Origin of the sequence: Tardiphaga sp. (assembly GCF_044336785.1) — a bacterium.
Taxonomy (GTDB): Bacteria; Pseudomonadota; Alphaproteobacteria; order Rhizobiales; family Xanthobacteraceae; genus Tardiphaga.
Genome location: NZ_JBIIOT010000013.1, coordinates 63,063 through 80,622, shown reverse-complemented (window position 1 = coordinate 80,622; position 17,560 = coordinate 63,063). Strand labels below are relative to the sequence as shown.

At 63.4% G+C, this 17,560-nt stretch carries 18 protein-coding genes; 12 read left to right on the top strand and 6 right to left on the bottom strand.

Features of this window, described 5'->3' with window-relative positions; genetic code table 11:
• Nucleotides 1-177: 177 nt before the first annotated feature.
• The 5 genes from ACIQ2A_RS06485 to ACIQ2A_RS06465 all read right to left on the bottom strand — a co-directional run bounded on the left by ACIQ2A_RS06485 (nucleotide 178) and on the right by ACIQ2A_RS06465 (nucleotide 5,208).
• Complete coding sequence (locus tag ACIQ2A_RS06485; protein WP_398477007.1) at nucleotides 178-1,020, bottom strand: ChbG/HpnK family deacetylase; 843 nt, start codon at nucleotides 1,018-1,020, stop codon at nucleotides 178-180.
• Nucleotides 1,017-2,063 carry a glycosyltransferase family 2 protein gene (locus ACIQ2A_RS06480; RefSeq protein ID WP_398477022.1) on the bottom strand — a complete coding sequence of 349 codons (1,047 nt, stop codon included), beginning with the start codon at nucleotides 2,061-2,063 and terminating at the stop codon, nucleotides 1,017-1,019. The genes ACIQ2A_RS06485 and ACIQ2A_RS06480 overlap by 4 nt, the downstream gene beginning before the upstream one ends.
• A gap of 199 nt (nucleotides 2,064-2,262) precedes the next feature.
• Nucleotides 2,263-3,237: an ATP phosphoribosyltransferase gene (gene hisG / locus ACIQ2A_RS06475; protein WP_398477005.1), complete on the bottom strand. Its 975-nt coding sequence runs from the start codon at nucleotides 3,235-3,237 to the stop codon at nucleotides 2,263-2,265.
• Nucleotides 3,234-4,361, bottom strand: coding sequence for an ATP phosphoribosyltransferase regulatory subunit (locus ACIQ2A_RS06470; RefSeq protein WP_398477002.1), 1,128 nt, complete (start codon nucleotides 4,359-4,361; stop codon nucleotides 3,234-3,236). The genes hisG and ACIQ2A_RS06470 overlap by 4 nt, the downstream gene beginning before the upstream one ends.
• Nucleotides 4,362-4,449: 88 nt before the next feature.
• Entirely contained in the window at nucleotides 4,450-5,208 is a 759-nt protein-coding gene (locus tag ACIQ2A_RS06465; protein ID WP_398477000.1) for a 16S rRNA (uracil(1498)-N(3))-methyltransferase, read from the bottom strand.
• A 202-nt stretch (nucleotides 5,209-5,410) separates the two neighbouring features.
• On the opposite strand from ACIQ2A_RS06465, the gene ACIQ2A_RS06460 reads away from it, so the two are divergent.
• The 6 genes from ACIQ2A_RS06460 to ACIQ2A_RS06435 all read left to right on the top strand — a co-directional run bounded on the left by ACIQ2A_RS06460 (nucleotide 5,411) and on the right by ACIQ2A_RS06435 (nucleotide 11,045).
• Nucleotides 5,411-6,118: a hypothetical protein gene (locus tag ACIQ2A_RS06460; protein ID WP_398477020.1), complete on the top strand. Its 708-nt coding sequence runs from the start codon at nucleotides 5,411-5,413 to the stop codon at nucleotides 6,116-6,118.
• Nucleotides 6,115-7,047 carry a 4-hydroxybenzoate octaprenyltransferase gene (gene ubiA, locus ACIQ2A_RS06455; RefSeq protein WP_398476998.1) on the top strand — a complete coding sequence of 311 codons (933 nt, stop codon included), beginning with the start codon at nucleotides 6,115-6,117 and terminating at the stop codon, nucleotides 7,045-7,047. Before ACIQ2A_RS06460 ends, ubiA begins: the two co-directional genes overlap by 4 nt.
• Before the next feature lie 328 nt (nucleotides 7,048-7,375).
• Nucleotides 7,376-7,918: a thiamine pyrophosphate-binding protein gene (locus tag ACIQ2A_RS06450; RefSeq protein ID WP_398476996.1), complete on the top strand. Its 543-nt coding sequence runs from the start codon at nucleotides 7,376-7,378 to the stop codon at nucleotides 7,916-7,918.
• Entirely contained in the window at nucleotides 7,906-8,502 is a 597-nt protein-coding gene (locus tag ACIQ2A_RS06445; RefSeq protein WP_398476994.1) for a thiamine pyrophosphate-dependent enzyme, read from the top strand. Before ACIQ2A_RS06450 ends, ACIQ2A_RS06445 begins: the two co-directional genes overlap by 13 nt.
• Nucleotides 8,503-8,598: 96 nt before the next feature.
• Nucleotides 8,599-9,591 carry a Bug family tripartite tricarboxylate transporter substrate binding protein gene (locus ACIQ2A_RS06440; RefSeq protein ID WP_398476992.1) on the top strand — a complete coding sequence of 331 codons (993 nt, stop codon included), beginning with the start codon at nucleotides 8,599-8,601 and terminating at the stop codon, nucleotides 9,589-9,591.
• A gap of 17 nt (nucleotides 9,592-9,608) precedes the next feature.
• Nucleotides 9,609-11,045, top strand: a complete 1,437-nt coding sequence (locus ACIQ2A_RS06435; protein ID WP_398476990.1) for an FAD-binding oxidoreductase — start codon at nucleotides 9,609-9,611, stop codon at nucleotides 11,043-11,045.
• Nucleotides 11,046-11,188: 143 nt separating this feature from the next.
• Here ACIQ2A_RS06435 and ACIQ2A_RS06430 read toward each other — a convergent pair whose 3' ends face one another.
• Complete coding sequence (locus ACIQ2A_RS06430) at nucleotides 11,189-11,716, bottom strand: DUF6101 family protein (protein ID WP_398476988.1); 528 nt, start codon at nucleotides 11,714-11,716, stop codon at nucleotides 11,189-11,191.
• A 274-nt stretch (nucleotides 11,717-11,990) separates the two neighbouring features.
• Here ACIQ2A_RS06430 and ACIQ2A_RS06425 point away from each other — a divergent pair, with 274 nt between their 5' ends.
• Genes ACIQ2A_RS06425 through lpxK form a run of 6 tightly spaced genes read left to right on the top strand, consistent with a single transcriptional unit; the run spans nucleotide 11,991 to nucleotide 17,481 of the window.
• Nucleotides 11,991-13,382 carry a TldD/PmbA family protein gene (locus tag ACIQ2A_RS06425; RefSeq protein WP_398476986.1) on the top strand — a complete coding sequence of 464 codons (1,392 nt, stop codon included), beginning with the start codon at nucleotides 11,991-11,993 and terminating at the stop codon, nucleotides 13,380-13,382.
• A gap of 34 nt (nucleotides 13,383-13,416) precedes the next feature.
• Nucleotides 13,417-14,169, top strand: a complete 753-nt coding sequence (locus ACIQ2A_RS06420) for a 3'(2'),5'-bisphosphate nucleotidase CysQ (RefSeq protein WP_398477018.1) — start codon at nucleotides 13,417-13,419, stop codon at nucleotides 14,167-14,169.
• Nucleotides 14,170-14,228: 59 nt separating this feature from the next.
• A complete protein-coding gene (locus ACIQ2A_RS06415; RefSeq protein ID WP_398476984.1) occupies nucleotides 14,229-14,474 on the top strand; it encodes a DUF4170 domain-containing protein in 246 nt (81 codons plus the stop codon).
• Complete coding sequence (locus ACIQ2A_RS06410) at nucleotides 14,471-15,184, top strand: lysophospholipid acyltransferase family protein (RefSeq protein WP_398476982.1); 714 nt, start codon at nucleotides 14,471-14,473, stop codon at nucleotides 15,182-15,184. Before ACIQ2A_RS06415 ends, ACIQ2A_RS06410 begins: the two co-directional genes overlap by 4 nt.
• Entirely contained in the window at nucleotides 15,144-16,481 is a 1,338-nt protein-coding gene (locus tag ACIQ2A_RS06405) for a 3-deoxy-D-manno-octulosonic acid transferase (RefSeq protein ID WP_398476980.1), read from the top strand. The genes ACIQ2A_RS06410 and ACIQ2A_RS06405 overlap by 41 nt, the downstream gene beginning before the upstream one ends.
• Nucleotides 16,474-17,481 (top strand): tetraacyldisaccharide 4'-kinase, encoded by a 1,008-nt coding sequence (lpxK, locus tag ACIQ2A_RS06400; RefSeq protein WP_398476978.1) that lies wholly within the window; start codon nucleotides 16,474-16,476, stop codon nucleotides 17,479-17,481. Before ACIQ2A_RS06405 ends, lpxK begins: the two co-directional genes overlap by 8 nt.
• The last annotated feature ends 79 nt before the right edge of the window (nucleotides 17,482-17,560 follow it).

Genomic DNA, 17,560 nt, shown 5'->3' with positions numbered 1-17,560 from the left:
TATGCGACTTTTCACCTCTCCCCGCTTGCGGGGAGAGGTCGCCGTTCACATGCGAAGCATGTGGGCGGCGGGTGAGGGGGACTCTCCGCGAACTCCGTCGCCAGAGGAGAGTCCCCTCATCCGTCCCGGCTTCGCTGCGCTACGCCGGGCCACCTTCTCCCCGCAGGCGGGGAGAAGCTAAGAGAGCGTCACCTTCGTCTCATCCAGCAATTGCACGAACGCGTCGCTCGCCAGATACGCATATTCGCGCTCGCGCTGGTCGGTGAACGGATCGAGATCGATCAGGACCTCATCCACATAGCCGGGATGACACATCACCAGCCCGCCATCCGGCAGCCCGTCGAGAAACCGCGCCATCAACGCGCCGAAGTCCGGCGCCCTGGTGAAATCATACGCCCCGGCAAAGCCCGGATTGAACGCCACGCCAAGCTTCGCCGCGCGCTTGCGAAACGTCGCGCTCAGCGTGTCCAGCAGCAGTGCCTTCGGTGCATCGAGCCGCTTCGAGAGCGGATGCACGCGGCCGGACTGCCGCACCCAGGCATCGGGCGCGCCGCGCTTCACCGCGCGCAAGAAGGGATCGCGCACCTGCGGAAAGGTCTGCACATGCTGGTGGCCATCCACATAGGCCGGCGCCTGTCCGAACAGCGTAATGAACTTTGCGATCTGTGCCGAGACTTCGCCCTCGATCATCTCGGCATCGAGCCGGCGCAGCGCGCCCGCGCGCAGCATCTTGCCGAGCGGCAGAAACAGGCCGTCCAGCAGCGGACGATAATGCATGGTCAGCGGATGAAACGGCGCCGTCAGCGTCACATGCAGCCCGATGGCGCAATCGCGATTGAGTGCGACGGCGCCCTGCAGTGCGCTCACATCCTCGCGGGTGATCGCAGATCCCACCACCATCACCGATGTCGCATTCAGCCGCTGGCGCGCGATCAATTCGCGGATGCCGCGATTGACGCCGGGGCTCATGCCGTAATCGTCGGCGCAGAGCGTGATCTTGCGCGGCATGCCGCCGCTCATTCGGCAGCGGTCCGGTCAGGAGACGGTGTCACCGCAGCTTCTGGCGCCGCGTGTTTCACACTATGCTCGGCGATGAAATAGACCGGGCGTCCTTTCAGCTCCGACAGGATCTTGCCGATATATTCGCCGAGCACGCCGATCATGATCAGCTGCACGCCGCCAATGGTCATGATGCCGACCATGAGCGAGGGATAGCCGGGCACCGACTTGCCATCGACCAGTGTCTCCCACAGGATCGAGATGCCGAACAGGAAAGCGGCGCTTGCGAATAGCAGGCCGAACAGGCTGGCAAGCCGCAACGGCGCCACCGAGAACGAGGTGAGGCCTTCGATCGACAGGCCGATCAGCGCCTTCGGATTGAACGACGACACGCCATGGGCACGCGCCTGCGGCTCGTAATCGACGCGGAGCTGGCGGAAGCCGATCCAGGTGGCGAGGCCCTTGAAGAAGCGATTGCGCTCGGGCAGTTGCCGCAGCGCTGCGGCCGCGCGGGGCGAGAGCAGGCGGAAATCGCCGGCATCTTCCGGGATCTTTGTGCGCGCGCCCCAGTTGATCAGCGAATAGAAACCGCGCACCGCGAGGCGCAGCGGGAAGCTCTCATTGTCGCGATGCGCCTTGGCCGTGAACACCACGTCATAGCCATCGACGATCCAGTGATGCACCAGCTTCTCAACGAATTCCGGCGGATGCTGGCCATCGCCGTCCATGAACAGCACGGCGCCTTTCCTGCAATGATCGAGGCCGGCCATCAGCGCGGCTTCCTTGCCGAAATTGCGCGACAGCGAAATCACCTGCACGTCGATCTCGTCGGCGGGAAGCGTCTGCGCAATCTTCAGCGTGTCGTCGCGGCTGCCGTCATCGACATAGACCACCTCGCAAGCGAGGCCGTAACGCGCCTTCAGCGTGCGGGCGAGATCGACGAGCTTGTCGTGCAGCGCGACAAGGCCCGGCGCTTCATTATAGCAGGGCACGACCAGTGACAGGCCCTTTGCGGCCGCAGTCTGTGAGTCTGTGGAGAGGTCGGAGACGTCGCTGCCCAGCATCATCAAGTCGGAATCCCAATCAATCCAGTATGCCATCTACTCTGTCTGTCATCCCCGCGAAAGCGGGGATCCAGTAAACACGAACTGCAGTGATAGACTGCTCTTCCAGTGTTTACTGGATCGCCCGGTCAAGCCGGGCGATGACAACTGAATGTGTTGCCTCGCTTCACTCCGCGCAATGACGAGCTGCTGCTTCGTCTTACCGCAGAAACGCCTCGAGCTTCGCAAACAGCGGATTCTCGCGGTCCAGCACATAATCCAGCGATGCAACCGACACCGTATCCGCGCCATGATTGCGCAGGAAACTGCCCAGCGCATAGATCTGCGCCGGCGGGCAATGCAGCGTCACCATGCCGGACGACGTCGGCCCGCCGAACGGCGACACCACACCGAAGCGATTATGCGCTTCATCGAGCAGCGCCTGATTGCAGCCGGCAAAGCGCGTGCGCACTTCCTTGTATTTGCTGGCGCGCGCACGCGCGGCGATGTGATCGAGAATGACGCGCGCCGTTTCGCGCGCGGCGGGCGACCAGTCGGCGCTGCGCGAGGCGACGAGATTGGCCTGGCTGCGCAGCATCACGCCGTCATCGAGCACCTTGAGGCCATTGGCCGCCAGCGTCGCGCCAGTGGTGGTGATGTCGACGATCAGTTCCGCCGCACCGGTGGCCGGTGCGCCTTCGGTGGCACCGGCGCTTTCGACGATGCGATAATCCACCACGCCATGCGCCGCGAAATAAGCGCGCGTGAGGTTGATATACTTCGTCGCAACACGCATGCGGCGATTGTGCTGCTCGCGAAAACCGGTGGCGACGTCGTCGAGATCGGCCATGCTGCGTACGTCGATCCAGGCCTGCGGTACGGCGACGACGACATTGGCATTGCCGAAGCCGAGACCCTGGATGATCGCCACGCGCTTGTCGGTGTCGACGATGTTTTCGCGCAAGAGATCTTCGCCGGTGATGCCGAGATGCACGGCACCGCGCGACAGGTTCGCGGCGATCTCGCTCGCCGAGAGATACGCGATCTCCACATTGTCGAGGCCCGCGATCGAGCCGCGATAATCACGCGCACCGCCGGCTTTGGTCAGCGTGAGACCGGCGCGGCTGAAAAAGGCTTCGGCATTTTCCTGCAGGCGTCCCTTGGACGGAACGGCGACGACGAAAGGAGTGCTCATGACGCGGCTCCCGCGCGGGTGGAGAACGCGTCGATCCAGATCGAGAAGCCGACGGCAGGAATGGGATTTGGCGCGCCGAGTTGCGACAGCAGGCGATCATAGCGCCCGCCCGCCACCAGCGGCGGCTCGACGCCATCGCCAATGCCGTGCAGTTCGAATTCGAAGCCGGTGTAGTAATCGAGCCCGCGGCCGAAGGCGGTGGCGAATTTGATCGCGGACGTATCGATGCCGCGCGCAGCCATGAAGCCGATGCGCTGTTCGAATTCATCGATCGCCGATGTGAGATCAAGCTTCGCATCGGACGCAAGCTTGCGCAGTTCAGCGACGGCTTGATCCGGCGTACCGGAGATCGCGAGGAAGCGCTTGATCAAGGCCAGCGCATCCTTCGGCAGTGCGCCGCCCTTGAGCGTCGACTGCTCGAGGAAGCGATCGGCGATTTCTGCGACCGAGCGACCGCCGAGATTGGTCGCGCCGGCAATCGACATCAGGTCGGTGACCAGCGCCAGCGCGGCCTTGCGGTCGGAGCCGGCAAGGGCGGCGAGCACGCCTTCATATTCGTTGCGCACCGGCGACTCGGCCAGCGTGAGCCGGTCGAGGTCTTCGGCCAGGTTCGCCTGACGGTTGAAGTCCTTCACCAGGCGGCGCTTCCAGACCGGGTAGAGATCCAGCGCGTCGATGAGAGCCGCGAACAGCGCGACGTCGCCCGTCTTGATTTCGACGCTGGGCTGCCCCAATGCCGCCGCTGCATTCAGCGCCAGAACCAGCATTTCAGCGTCTGCAGCCGCGCGATCGGTGCGGCCGAAGGACTCGATCCCGGCCTGCTGAAATTCGCTAGCCTTTCCATGACGATAGCGGAAAACCGGGCCGAAATAGCTGAACCCCGCCGGCTGCCCGGCCGCTTTGGAAGCAAGGTAATCGCGCGCCACCGGGATCGTCAGATCCGGCCGCAGGCACAATTCCTCGCCCGTGAGGTCCGTGGTCAGATACAGGCTCTTGCGGATGTCCTCGCCGGAGAGGTCGAGAAACGGCTCGGCCGGCTGTAAAATCGCCGGCGACGCATGGACATAGCCTGCCTCGGCAAACGAGTGCAGCAGGGTGTCCGTCCAGGCGGCGGGTTTGGTCATCTCGAAGTCCAGCGATTCCAAATGAGGGGCGATGGCGCAGCCCTTAGCATGGCGCTTGCGACGTTTCGACCACCTTTGGCTAAGTGACTTAACGGTTCCCGCGGGCCCAATCGCCCAAAACAGCCTGAATCACCGCCAAAGCCGCCACCGCCGCCGTATCCGCCCGCATAATCCTTGGTCCCAAAGCTAATCGGAGGATGCTCGGCTGCTTCAGCAGCAGCGCCCGTTCCTCCTCGGCAAAGCCGCCTTCAGGGCCGATGATCACGTCAATTCCGCTCCCGGCGGCTTCCCGAGCCCCACTCAAAGCTGCAATGGGATCAGCCACGTCCGCGGCCTCATCGCAGAAAACCAGCAGCCGCCGGCCGTCGCGCTGATCGAGAAACTTCTGCAAATTCAAAGGCTCAGCCACTTCGGCAATGCTCAAAATCCCGCATTGCTCGGCGGCCTCCACCACATTCGCCCGCATCCGCTCGGTATTCACCCGGCTGGTCTGCGTATGCCGCGTCACCACCGGCTGCAGTTTTGCGGAGCCCATCTCGATGGCCTTCTGCACCATGTAATCCAGCCGCGCATGCTTCAGCGGCGCGAAGGCGTAAGTGATATCAGGCAGTTGGTCCTGGGCACGCATCTGCTTGAGAACCAACAGCTTGTCGGCCCGCTTGCCGGCCGCCACCGCGGCCTGCCATTCGCCGTCGCGGCCGTTGAACACCAGCACGGGATCGCCGGCTTCGAGGCGCAGCACATTGCCGAGATAATTGCTCTGGCTGCGATCGAGGGCGATCGTCATGTCGGTCGCAAGGCTTGCATCGACATAGAGGCGAGGGCTGCGGAAATCGGATTGCGGCATGGTTCAGGTCCCGTTCAGAGCCGGTGATTTAGCGCAGATGCGACGAAAAACCATGCGCTAACGCGACCCAGCGCCGCGCTAACGCCAAAATCCGGGCCTTATTGGTGGGTTGTTAAGGCTTGGCAGGAATCGTAGAAGTGCCTGAATTCAGGAGAGCTTCTGCTCCGTTTACGGGGCACATGCTGCCGGAGGAAAATCTGTGATCAGCCGTCGTTTCATTGCGCCACTCGCCGTGGCCGCCTTCGCCGTGCAAGTGGCCGGTGCCTTTGCGCAGGGCGCATTTCCCGCGCCATTGCCGAACCAGAGCGCCGCGCCTGCGAGTTCGTCGCCGTTTCCGCCCGTGAACGGGGCACCTGCGGCCGCATCGCCATTCCCGCCGGTGGGCGGCGCGCCCGTTGCGGCCGCGCCCAGCGCCTTTCCCTCGGGTGGTACAGCGCCGATCGGTGGTGGCGGTTTTGGCGCACCTCCGCCGCAACAGGCGGGTCCTCCCGGCGGCGACGACTGCATGAAGGGCTTTCTGCCGCTGCGTCAGGAAGCCGAAAAGCGCGGTGCCGCCATCAAGGCCGCGAGCGATCGCAAGGCGCCGCCGGATGAAGCCTGCAAACTGATCTCGGCCTTCTCGCAGAGCGAAGTGAAGATGCTCAGCTACATCAAGGCCAATGCCACCAAGTGCGGCATTCCCGACAATGTCGCCTCGCAGATGCAGGCCGGCCACAAGAACACCGAAGGCATGCGCCAGAAGGTCTGCGCCGTCGCACGCGGCGGAGGCGGTGGCGGCCCCGGCCCGGTTGCAGCGCCGCGCCTTAGCGACGTGCTCGGCTCGTCGGCCTCGCTGCCTGACGCATCCGCTGCACGCAAGAGCGGCGGCACCACCTTCGATACGCTGAACGGCAACGTTCTCACCCGATGAGCGACGCGGCTGCCCGCGTTGCCGACGCGACCGCAAATAACTGGGTCGATCGCGTCGCGCCGCTCTGGACGCGTCCCTATCTGAGGCTGTCGCGATTCGATCGCCCGATCGGTTCGTGGCTGCTGCTGATGCCCTGCTGGTGGTCGGCGGCGCTGGCCTCGGGGGCAGCGCAGGATCTCCATCAGTTGCCGAAGATGATCGCGCTGTTCTTCATCGGCGCCTTCGTCATGCGCGGCGCCGGCTGCACCTGGAATGACATCACCGATCGCGATCTCGACGCGAAAGTCGAACGCACGCGTTCGCGGCCAATCCCTGCGGGTCAGGTAACGGCCAAGAAGGCGCTCGCCTGGCTGGTTCTACAGGCGCTGATCGGCCTCGTCGTGCTGCTGCAATTCAACAGTTTTGCGATCGCGACAGGCATTGCCTCTCTGGTAATCGTCGCGGCCTATCCCTTCATGAAGCGCATTACCTATTGGCCGCAGAGCGTGCTCGGTCTCGCTTTCTCGTGGGGCGCGCTGATGGGCTTTGCCGTCGTGTTCGCTCGCATCGATGCGACGGCGCTGCTGCTTTATGCCGGTGCGATCTGCTGGGTGATTGCCTATGACACGATCTACGCCCATCAGGACACCGAAGACGACGCGCTGATCGGTATCAAATCGACGGCGCTGCTGTTCGGCGCGCGCACGCAGACCGCGCTGGTCATCTTCTATGGCCTGGCCGTGTCGCTGATCAGCGTCGCGTTGCGACTGGCTGGTGCAGGCTGGCCGGCCTGGATTGGCCTCGTTGTCTTTGCCGGACATCTCGCCTGGCAGATCACGCGCATCGATATCAAGGATTCCGCGCTGTGCCTGCGGTTGTTCAAGTCCAATCGCGATGCAGGCTTGCTGCTGTTTGCAGGCTTGCTGCTCGACGCCGTGCTGCGCGTCTGATGTGCTCACCAACTCTCCGTCCCTCATGGTGAGGAGGCGCGCAGCGCCGTCCCAAACCATGAGTTGGCTGGCTCCTGAGCTTGCGGGCATCCTTCGAGACGCCGCTGCGCGGCTCCTCAGGATGAGGAGAAGAGCTTGCGGCAATTTCGACCGGATAGTTTTTCACTTTGCTCAACCCGTTTCCAGCATTCCTGCATGCGGGATATCCGCAGCTCTGCTGCACTGCGCACAATAAATCTCGGCATACCTCTTCACACAAATCGACACGCGATGGATCGGCTCGTCTAGGTTACGCTCTGACAAGCGCAATCAACGAGCGGAGACTTGGATGAGCGATGCGGGGGAGGGGCCTGGCGCCCAGACCGGGTGGCGGCAGGATGTGTTCGACATCCTGAAGGCCGCAGACGTCAAGCACATCGTCTATGTGCCAGATGCCGGACACTCGACGGCGATACGCCTGGCCAACGAAGACAATGCCATCAACTCGGTCGTGCTCACCACTGAGGAAGAAGGCATCGGCTATCTCGCCGGTGCGTGGCTCGGCGGTGAGCGTGGCGCGCTGCTGATGCAGTCCAGCGGTGTCGGCAACTGCATCAACACACTCGCTCTGCAGACCTGCACGCGATTTCCGCTGCTGATGGTCGTGACCATGCGTGGTGACTGGGCCGAGTTCAACGGCTGGCAGAATCCCATGGGACAGGCGACCGAGCGTGCGCTCAACCTGATGGGCGTGCTGACCTGGCGTGCCGATGAACCGCAGGATGTCGCGCCGCTGCTGCGCGGCGCCGCCTCGATGGCGTTCAATGGGGATGCGGCCTGCGCCTTGCTGCTCGGACAGCGCCTGATCGGAGAGAAGCAATGGGTGAAGTGAATGCAGGCGGCGCGCTCGATCGCCGCGAGGTCGTGAAGACGTTGCTGGCCGGGCGCGAGAAGCTCCTTGTTGTCACAGGACTCGGATCGCCGTCTTACGATGTGATGGCGGCCGGAGATCACGACAACAACTACTATCTCTGGGCGGCAATGGGCAGTGCCGCCATGGTCGGCCTCGGTCTTGCGACGGCGAAGCCGGGTCATTCCGTACTGGTCGTCACTGGCGACGGCGAGATGCTGATGGGCCTGGGCGCGCTGGCGACCGTCGCGACGCGCAGGCCGGCCAATCTCACCATCGCCGTGCTGGACAACGGGCATTTCGGCGAAACTGGGATGCAGGTGAGCCATGCGGGCATGGGCGTCAATCTCGACAGGGTTGCGCAAGCCTGTGGCTTCGGCTGGACGAAGGAAATTCGTGACATGGCCGGTGTCGAGGACCTGCGCACGCGCCTGTCCGCGCGTGACGGCGTCAGGCTCGCCACCATCAAGGTGAAAGCGGAGAACCCGCCGCGCGTGCTGCCGCCGCGCGACGGCGTCTACGTCAAGAACCGTTTTCGTGCGGCGCTTGGCCACGCACCTCTTTGAACAAGACGAAGGGGCGCCGCGGCGCCCTTTTTCAAGATAACTGGCGGACATCGGATCAACCGATGCCGACCTTCAAAAACATCAGGGATGGAAACAATGACGACAGGAATCACGCGTCGACATTTCGGCACGACCGCCATCGCCGCGGCGGCCATGCTCTCGTTGCGACAGGGCGCATGGGCGCAGGAGGATCTCCCGAAAGGGCCGATCACCCTCGTCGTGCCCTTCGCGGCCGGCGGCGCGACCGATGTGGTGAGCCGTCATGTGGCGAAGAAGGTCTCTGAGCAGATCAACCAGACGATCATCATCGAGAATGTGACAGGCGCGGGTGGTGTCGTTGGTGCAACGCGCGTGGCAAAGGCCAAGCCCGATGGTCAAACGCTGCTGATGGGCACGATCTCGACCCACACCATCAATCCGCTGATGGCCAAGCAGGCGCCTTACGATCCCGTCGTCGATTTCACCGCGGTTTCGATGATCGTCACTGTGCCGAACGTCCTGCTGGTGCCTGCGCAGTCGAAAGCGACCAATGTCGCAGAACTCGTTGCCATGCTGAAGGCCGAGCCCGGCAAATACAGCTATGGTTCTTCGGGCGTCGGCACACCGCCGAATCTCTCGGGCGAACTGTTGAAGTCGATGGCCGGCGTGAAGATGGAGCATGTGCCCTATCGCGGCGGTGCGCCGGCGATGAACGATCTGATCGGTGGGCAGATCCCGATCCTGTTCGACGTCCTCAGCGGCGCGGCGCCTTTCATCAAGGCTGGAACGGCGCGGGCACTTGCCGTCACCACCAAAAAGCGCGCAGGCTCCTTCCCCGATATTCCTACAGTGGCGGAGTCGGGGTTGCCCGATTACGAGACCTATACATGGAATGCGATCTTTGGTCCGCCCGGCATGCCACCGGCGATGACGGAACGCTTGAGTGCCGAATTTCGCAAGGCCACGCTGGATCCCGACGTGAAGCAGCGGCTGATCGAGCTCAGTGGCGAGCCGGTGGGATCGGCACCGGCTGAACTCGCGGCGCAGGTCAAGGCCGAGATCGCCAAATGGGGGCCGGTGATCCAGGCCGCCGGCCTCAAGGCTGAATGACACGAAAGGATTTTTGCGTGCCTCTTCCGGAATCAGACCGCGCCGCTTTTCGTCGCGCGTTGGCTGACATCATCGGCGAAAAATATGTGCGCACCGGCGTGGATGCGGAGCCTTATGAGCAGGACTGGCGTGCGCGCTATCGCGGTGATGCCGTGGCGGTGGCACTGCCCGGAAGTACGGTGGAGGTGTCTGCGGTCGTTCGCCTCTGTCGCGAACGCGGCGTCGTCGTCGTGCCGCAGGCCGGCAATACCGGCCTGACCGGAGGGGCCATCGTGCCGGATGGTGTCGCAGGGCTGATCGTCAATGTGTCGCGGCTCAACAAGGTGCACCAGGTTGATCTGCTCAACAATGCGATGACGGTGGGCGCCGGCTGTATTCTGGCGGACATGCGCGCGCTCGCCGATGCACATGACCGGCAGTTTCCGGTGCTGCTCGGCAGCGTCGGCAGTTGCGAGATCGGCGGGCTGCTCTCCACCAATGCCGGCGGCACCGGTGTGCTACGCTACGGCAATATGCGCGAGCAGGTGCTAGGGCTCGAAGTGGTGTTGCCCGATGGCCGGATCTGGAACGGGCTGAAGGCGCTGCGCAAGGACAATACGGGCTACGATCTCAAGCAGCTCTTCGTCGGTGCAGAGGGAACGCTCGGAGTCGTGACCGCTGCAGTGCTGAAGCTCTATCCGAAGCTCGCCGTATCGGCGACGGCGATGGTGGCGCTGGAGCGCGTCGATCAGGCGATTGCACTGTTGCGTGAGTTGCAGCGCGTGACGGGCGGGCGCGTGGAAACATTCGAGCTGATGTCGCGCAGCCAGCTGCAGATCGTGTTGCGCCATGGCATGTCGAGCGGCAGTCCGATGGCGGAAGATGCGCCGTGGTATGTGCTGCTGGAACTGGCGGACAGTTCGCCGGACTGGAATGCAAATGAGAGCATGGAGACAGCGCTGGACACGGCGATGGAGAATGGCCTCATCCTCGATGCCGTCATCGCCAGCGATCAGGCCAAAGCCGAGCGTATCTGGACGCTGCGGCATACGATCTCGGAATCCAACAAGCGTGAAGGTTTTACTGTGTCGAACGACACCTCGGTGCCGGTGTCGGCCCTGCCGGAGTTTCTCGATCGCGTGACTCGGCGACTGGAGAGCAGCCTGCCGACAGCCCAGGTGGCGCATTGCGGCCATGTGGGCGACGGCAATGTCCATGTCATCGTGATCTTCCCCTATGACATAGGCGACGCCGCGGTGCGCGAAGCAGCCGCACATGAGGCCAATACGATCGTGCATCAGGAAAGCGTCGCCTGCGGCGGCAGCATCAGCGCCGAGCATGGCATCGGCCGCATGCATATCGATCGCCTGCCGCTTTATACGTCGGAAGTCGAGATGGACCTGATGCGGCGGGTGAAGCTGGCAATTGATCCGGAGCGGATCATGAATCCGGGGAAGGTGTTGCGATTGCCGTAAGACGAGTTTGGCTTTCCACGAACTCACTTGTCATCCCCGCGAAAGCGGGGATCCAGTAAACGGCAGCAGCGCGGCTCGATCACTGAAGTCGGTGTCTACTGGATCGCCCGGTCGAGCCGGGCGATGACAGTAAGAGTGGCCGCTCAATCTCTTGCAATAATCTCGCGCTCGCCCTTGTAGCTGCCAGCCTCATTCAGCAACGCACCGACGCGCCGGCGCATCAAAAACCGCGGGCGGCGCGCACGAATGGCATTGCGGCGACGGCGACGCTGCGCCGGCTCGATTGCCTTCTCTTCCGGCAATTGCGGAAGGGCAAAAATTTCGCTCCACATCGGCCAGGCCATCTCGATCTCCTCGATGTCCGAACTCACGAGCAGCGGGATCGACAAGGACGGATCGCGATGCTTCAAAACGAGCATCTTGCCGTCATCGAGCCCGCGCAACGCAACGCCCATGAAATCGCTGACGCGCACATTGATCGACATGCGCATGCCGCTGACGGCACGGTGCAGGACGACACGTTCGCGATGCAGTTCGACGCGCCGGACGCTGCCGTCGGCGCGGGTATCATGCGCCTCGAAACGAAGCGGAAGTGAGTGGGGATCGAGTCGCACATTGCTGCTCGATCCCAAGGTCGAGGCCGAAGCCTCAGCTGCTGTTTGATGCCCCACGGCTTTTTATCTCCCCGCCGGACTTATGCGTCCGGTCGATGGGAGGACCTTGGCAGAGCGGGTCCCGAATTGGCTTAAAAAGGCTGGTTAAGAGAATCCGACCCGAATCGCATGCTTGACGAAAGCCAAAAAGAGATGCTTGACGACTCCTTGCCGGCAGCGCGAAAATTCGACGCAACTGGTGCGGCAAATGCTTGAAATCCCTGCAAAACAGGCACATCTGTAGAGCTTCGCCGCAGCCGCCCGGACCGGGTCAAATTCAGGGATTTTGTTTGTGATCTCTTCACCAAACGCGACCGTTACCCGATCTGATAATTCCGACCTGCTCGATCAATCCGCATTGTCCAATCTGGCGCAGCGCCTCGTCGAGGCCGCGAAGCGCGCGGGTGCCGATGCGGCGGATGCGGTCGCGGTGCGCGGCGTCTCCCATGGCGTGGAGGTGCGCGACGGCAAGGTGGAAGCGTCGGAACGTTCCGAGGGTGATGATGTCGGCCTGCGCGTGTTCGTTGGCCGGCGTCAGGCGGTGATCTCGACCAATGACATGTCGGGCGACAATGCCGCGCAACTGGCCGAGCGCGCGGTGGCGATGGCGCGTGTGGCGCCGGACGACAAATATGTCGGCCTCGCCGATCCCGAATTGCTGGCGACAAATTTTCCTGATCTCGATGTGCTCGATCCCGTCGTACCGTCGGTGAGCGAACTCGAGCGTCGTGCGATCGAAGCGGAAGAAGCGGCGCTCGCGGTGGCAGGCGTCACCAAGTCCGGCGGCGCATCGGCCTCGACAGGCATCGGCGGCATGGTGCTGGTGACATCGACCGGATTCCACGGTTCCTATCTGCGCTCCAGCCACGGCGTGTCGATGACCGCGATTGTCGGCGACGGCACCAAGATGGAGCGCGACTACGCATTCACGTCGGCGCTGCATGCATCCGACCTGGAAGCACCTGCAGCGGTCGGTAAACTCGCCGGTGAGCGCACGGTGGCGCGCGCCAATCCGCGCAAGGTAGCCACTTGCAAAGTGCCGGTGGTCTATGATCCCCGCGTGTCGAACTCGCTCGTCGGTCATGTGATCGGCGCTGCGAATGGCGCGTCTGTGGCGCGCAAGACGACGTTCCTGAAGGACAGTCTCGGCAAGCAGCTGTTCAACAGCAATATCCGCATCATCGATGATCCCCTGCGCGTGCGCGGCCTGCGTTCGCAGGCTTTCGATGCCGAGGGTGTTGCGACGGTGAAGCGTGCGCTGATCGATGACGGCGTGCTGACCACCTGGCTGCTCGATTGCGCCACGGCCCGCGAGCTGGGACTGCAGACGACGGGCCATGCGCATCGCGGTGTGTCGTCCTCGCCGTCGCCGGGCGCGTATAACCTGCATATGGAAGCGGGTGATGTCTCGCCCGAGGATCTGATCGCCGACATCAAGGAAGGCTTTTACGTCACCGACCTGATTGGCTCCGGCGTCAATGGCGTCACCGGCGATTACAGCCGCGGCGCCGGCGGGTTCTGGATCGAGAACGGCAAGCTGACTTATGCGGTGAGCGAAATCACCATCGCCGGTCATCTGTTCGAGATGTTCAAGTCGCTGACACCGGCGAACGATCTCTCGTTCAAATACGGCGTCAACGCGCCGACCGTGCGCGTCGAGGGGCTGACGATTGCCGGGCGCTGACACATCCCATCAATCGGCGCGTGATTTCGCGCTGATGGAGGCGACCGTGCGCGAAGCCGGGACGCTCGGTCTGGCGATGTTCCGCACGGCGCTGCGGACATGGACCAAGGGCGAATCGTCGCCGGTCTCGGAAGCTGACATTGCGGTCAACGACCTGATCGAGAGCAGGCTCCGCAGCGTTACACCGGATTATGGCTGGCTGTCGGAGGAAAGCCTCGATGGCGATGCCCGGCTCGGCAAGCAACTGACATGGATCATCGATCCCATCGACGGCACCCGCAGCTATCTGGCCGGCCGCGAGGACTGGTGCGTTTGTGTCGCACTCGTGGAAGACAACCGGCCGATCATGGCCGCGGTCTATGCGCCGTCCACAGATGAATTTTTCCTGAGCCGGCTGGGGCAAGGCACCACCTGCAATGGTCGGCCGGTGCGGGCCACCACGGGCACCGAACTCGATTTCACGCGGATTGCCGGCCCGAAACCTCTGGTGGAGCGTCTGCCGCATCCGGAAGAGCTGGTGCTGCATCCGCGAATCGGGTCGCTAGCGCTGCGGTTGTGCTGGATCGCCAATGGCCGTCTCGATGCCGGCTTTGCCGGCGGGCAGAGCAAGGACTGGGATCTGGCGGCTGCGGATTTGATCGTGCATGAAGCGAATGGTAGAATGAGCGAGCTTTCGGGCGATCCCATTCTGTATAATCGCCGGGAAGTCACGCACGGGTTGCTGGTAGCAGCGGGGGCCGATCGTCATGCCCATATCGTTGAGCAGTTCCGGACCAACCGGGCGTAACCAGCCGCACCACCATTTTCTGGACATCTGATCGCAGCCGGCCGCTGAAGGAAAAACCTATGCCCGACACTCAACAGCAATTGCTTCATCTGGTCATCGGCGGCGAACTCACCGACCTGAAGGGCTTTACCTTCAAGGATCTCGATCAGGTCGATATTGTCGGTGTTTATCCGAACTATGCGTCCGCGCTGGTGGCCTGGCGGGCCAAGGCGCAGTCGACCGTGGATAACGCGCATATGCGCTACTTCATCGTCCATCTGCATCGGCTGCTCGATCCCGGCCAGGACGCGAAGTCCGGCACTTGAAACGTCTGCTGAGAAACACGCTGCGCAGCAGTGGGGTGCAACGAGCCGCGGGATTTCTCGCGGCCGAATTTTTGCGCCTGGTGTGGAAGACCAACACCTTCACGTTCGATCCCGTCGATGTCTATGACATCGTCGAGCCGGAGATGCCGGTCATCCTCGCCTTCTGGCATGGCCAGCATCTGATGACGCCCTTCATCAAGCAGAAGGACTATCGCGGCGCGGTGCTGATCTCCAAGCATCGCGATGGCGAGTTCAATGCTTTGGCGGCGGAGCGGCTCGGCATCACCACCGTGCGCGGCTCCGGCGATCACGGCGGCGCGTTCCATCGCAAGGGCGGCGTCGGCGCCTTCAAGGAAATGGTGCGGGTGCTGGAGAGCGGCGTCAATATGGCGCTGACCGCCGACGTGCCGAAGCGTTCGCGCATCGCCGGCCTCGGCATCATCATGCTGGCGCGCGAAAGCGGGCGGCCGATCATGCCGTTTGCGATGGCGACCAGTCGCTTCTACCAGCTCGATAACTGGGACCACACCACCATCAATCTGCCCTTCGGCCGCGGCGTGCTGGTGGGCGGAGAGCCGATCAGCGTGCCCGCCGATGCCGACAGTGCCATGATGGAAGAATTGCGCCAGCGGCTGGAGGCGACGCTGAACGACGCCACGCAACGGGCCTATGAAGCTGTCGGCCGCCCGGATGGCAACCGCTATGCCTGAGACCCTGCCGCTCACGCTGCGCGCCTATCGCCGCCTGTCGTTCGCGCTGACGCCGATGGTGCCGCTGCTGATCAAACGGCGCCTGCGCAACGGCAAGGAAGATCCGCAGCGCGTGGATGAACGGCGCGGCATCGCCGTGATCGAGCGTCCAGCCGGGCCGCTGGTCTGGGTGCATGGTGCGAGCGTCGGCGAAGTGCTGGCGGCGGCGACATTGATCGAGCGGCTTCGCGCCGCCGGCATGCGCATTCTGCTGACATCGGGGACGGTGACTTCGGCAGGCATCATCGCCAAGCGATTTCCGCCCGATATCATCCATCAATATATCCCCTATGACTCGCCGCGTTATGTCGCGCGCTTCCTCGATCACTGGCATCCGAGCCTGGCGCTGTTCATCGAGAGCGACCTCTGGCCGAACCTGATCCTGTCTGCGGCGAAGCGGCGGGTGCCGATGGCGCTGATCAACGCCCGGATGTCGCAGCGTTCGTTCCCGCGCTGGCAGAAAATGTCGAAGACGATTGCCGCTTTGCTCGGACGCTTCGAGATTTGCCTCGCGCAGTCTGACACCGATGCCGAGCGCTTCGGTGCGCTTGGTGCGCGCAGCGTGCTCGTCACCGGCAATCTGAAATTCGATGTTCAAGCCCCGCCGGGCGATACAGCCAGGCTGGAAGCGTTGAAGGCTGCGACACGTGGACGCCCGATCGTCGTGGCGTCATCCACGCATCCCGGCGAAGAGGAGATCATCCTCGAAACGCACAAGGTGCTGGCTAACTTCTTCCCATCGCTACTCACGGTAATTGTGCCGCGCCATGCCCATCGCGGCGAAGCCATTGCGGACATGGTCAAGACAAGCGGCACCAGCGTCGCGCTGCGCTCGCGCGCGGAATTGCCCGGCGCGACGACCGATGTCTATGTCGCTGACACCATGGGTGAGCTCGGCGTGTTCTATCGCCTCACGCCGGTCGTTTTCATGGGCGGCTCGCTGGTGCCGCATGGCGGGCAGAACCCGATCGAACCGACCAAGCTCGGTGCGTCCATCGTGCATGGTCCTCACGTCTTCAATTTCACTGATGTCTATGAGGCGCTCGATCGCGCCGGCGGCGCGCGGCAGGCGAATTCCTCCGAGCAGCTCGTCAAGCAACTGGGCCAGATGCTTGGCGACGTCGCGGCGCGCGATGCGGCCATCGATGCTGCGGGGCAGGTGGTGACGCGCCTCGGCGGCGCGCTCGATCGTACACTTCACGCGCTCGAGCCTTATCTCATGCAGTTGCGTTTCGAGATGGGCGGCCACCATGCGTGAGCCGGCGTTCTGGCAGCAGCGCGCGAGCTGGCTGTCGCGCCTGCTGACGCCGCTTGGCGCCGTCTATGGCGAGATTGCCGCTGCGCGGATGATGCGGCAGGGAACGGTGGTCGGTATTCCCGTGATCTGCGTCGGCAACTATCACACCGGCGGTGCCGGCAAGACGCCGACGACTTTGGCGCTTGTGAAGCTGCTGCGCGAACTCGGCGAGACCCCGGTGGTGCTCAGCCGCGGCCATGGCGGCAAATTGCGCGGGCCGGTGAAGGTGGAGCCGGGTAGGCACAGCGCTGCCGATGTCGGCGACGAGCCGCTGATGATGGCGCGCGATGTGCCGGTGGTGATTGCGCGTGATCGCGTTAACGGCGCAGCGCTGGCCCGCTCCACCGGCGCCAGCGTGATCGTTATGGATGACGGTTTCCAGAATCCGGCGATTGCCAAGGATCTGTCGCTGATCGTCATCGACGGCAATCGCGGCCTCGGCAATGGCCGCATCTTTCCGGCGGGGCCACTGCGCGCGCCGCTCGATCGCCAGATCCCGCGCACCGATGCGCTGGTGGTGATCGGCGATGGCATTGCGGCCACCGGCGTCGCCGCATTGGTGCATGGTCGCGGTGGCAAGGTCTTTACGGCGCGCTTGAAGCCGGACGCGACGTCGGTGCAGGCGCTACAGGACAAGCGCGTACTCGCTTTCGCAGGGATCGGCGATCCCGGTCGCTTCTTCCGCACGCTGCGTCATGCGGGTGTGGATGTGGTCGTCGAGAAAGCGTTCGGCGATCATCATCCGTACACGGCGCAAGAGATCGACGCGCTAGTCGTGCAGGCGGGAAGCGCGGGGCTGACATTGGTGACGACAGAGAAGGATCTGGTGAAGCTGCGGGGCATGCCGGCGGCAGCGGAGATTGTCGGCTTCGCCGTCGCACTCGAGGTCGAGGATAAAGATGGGCTGCGCAGTCTGGTGCGCGAGAGCATCAATCGGGCGAAGGCAGGGATCAAGCGCTGAGCCGTCGGGCGGATTAGCGAAGCGTCATCCGCCGGCCGAGTTTATGTGGCGAAGATCGGCGGATTACGCCTTCGGCTCA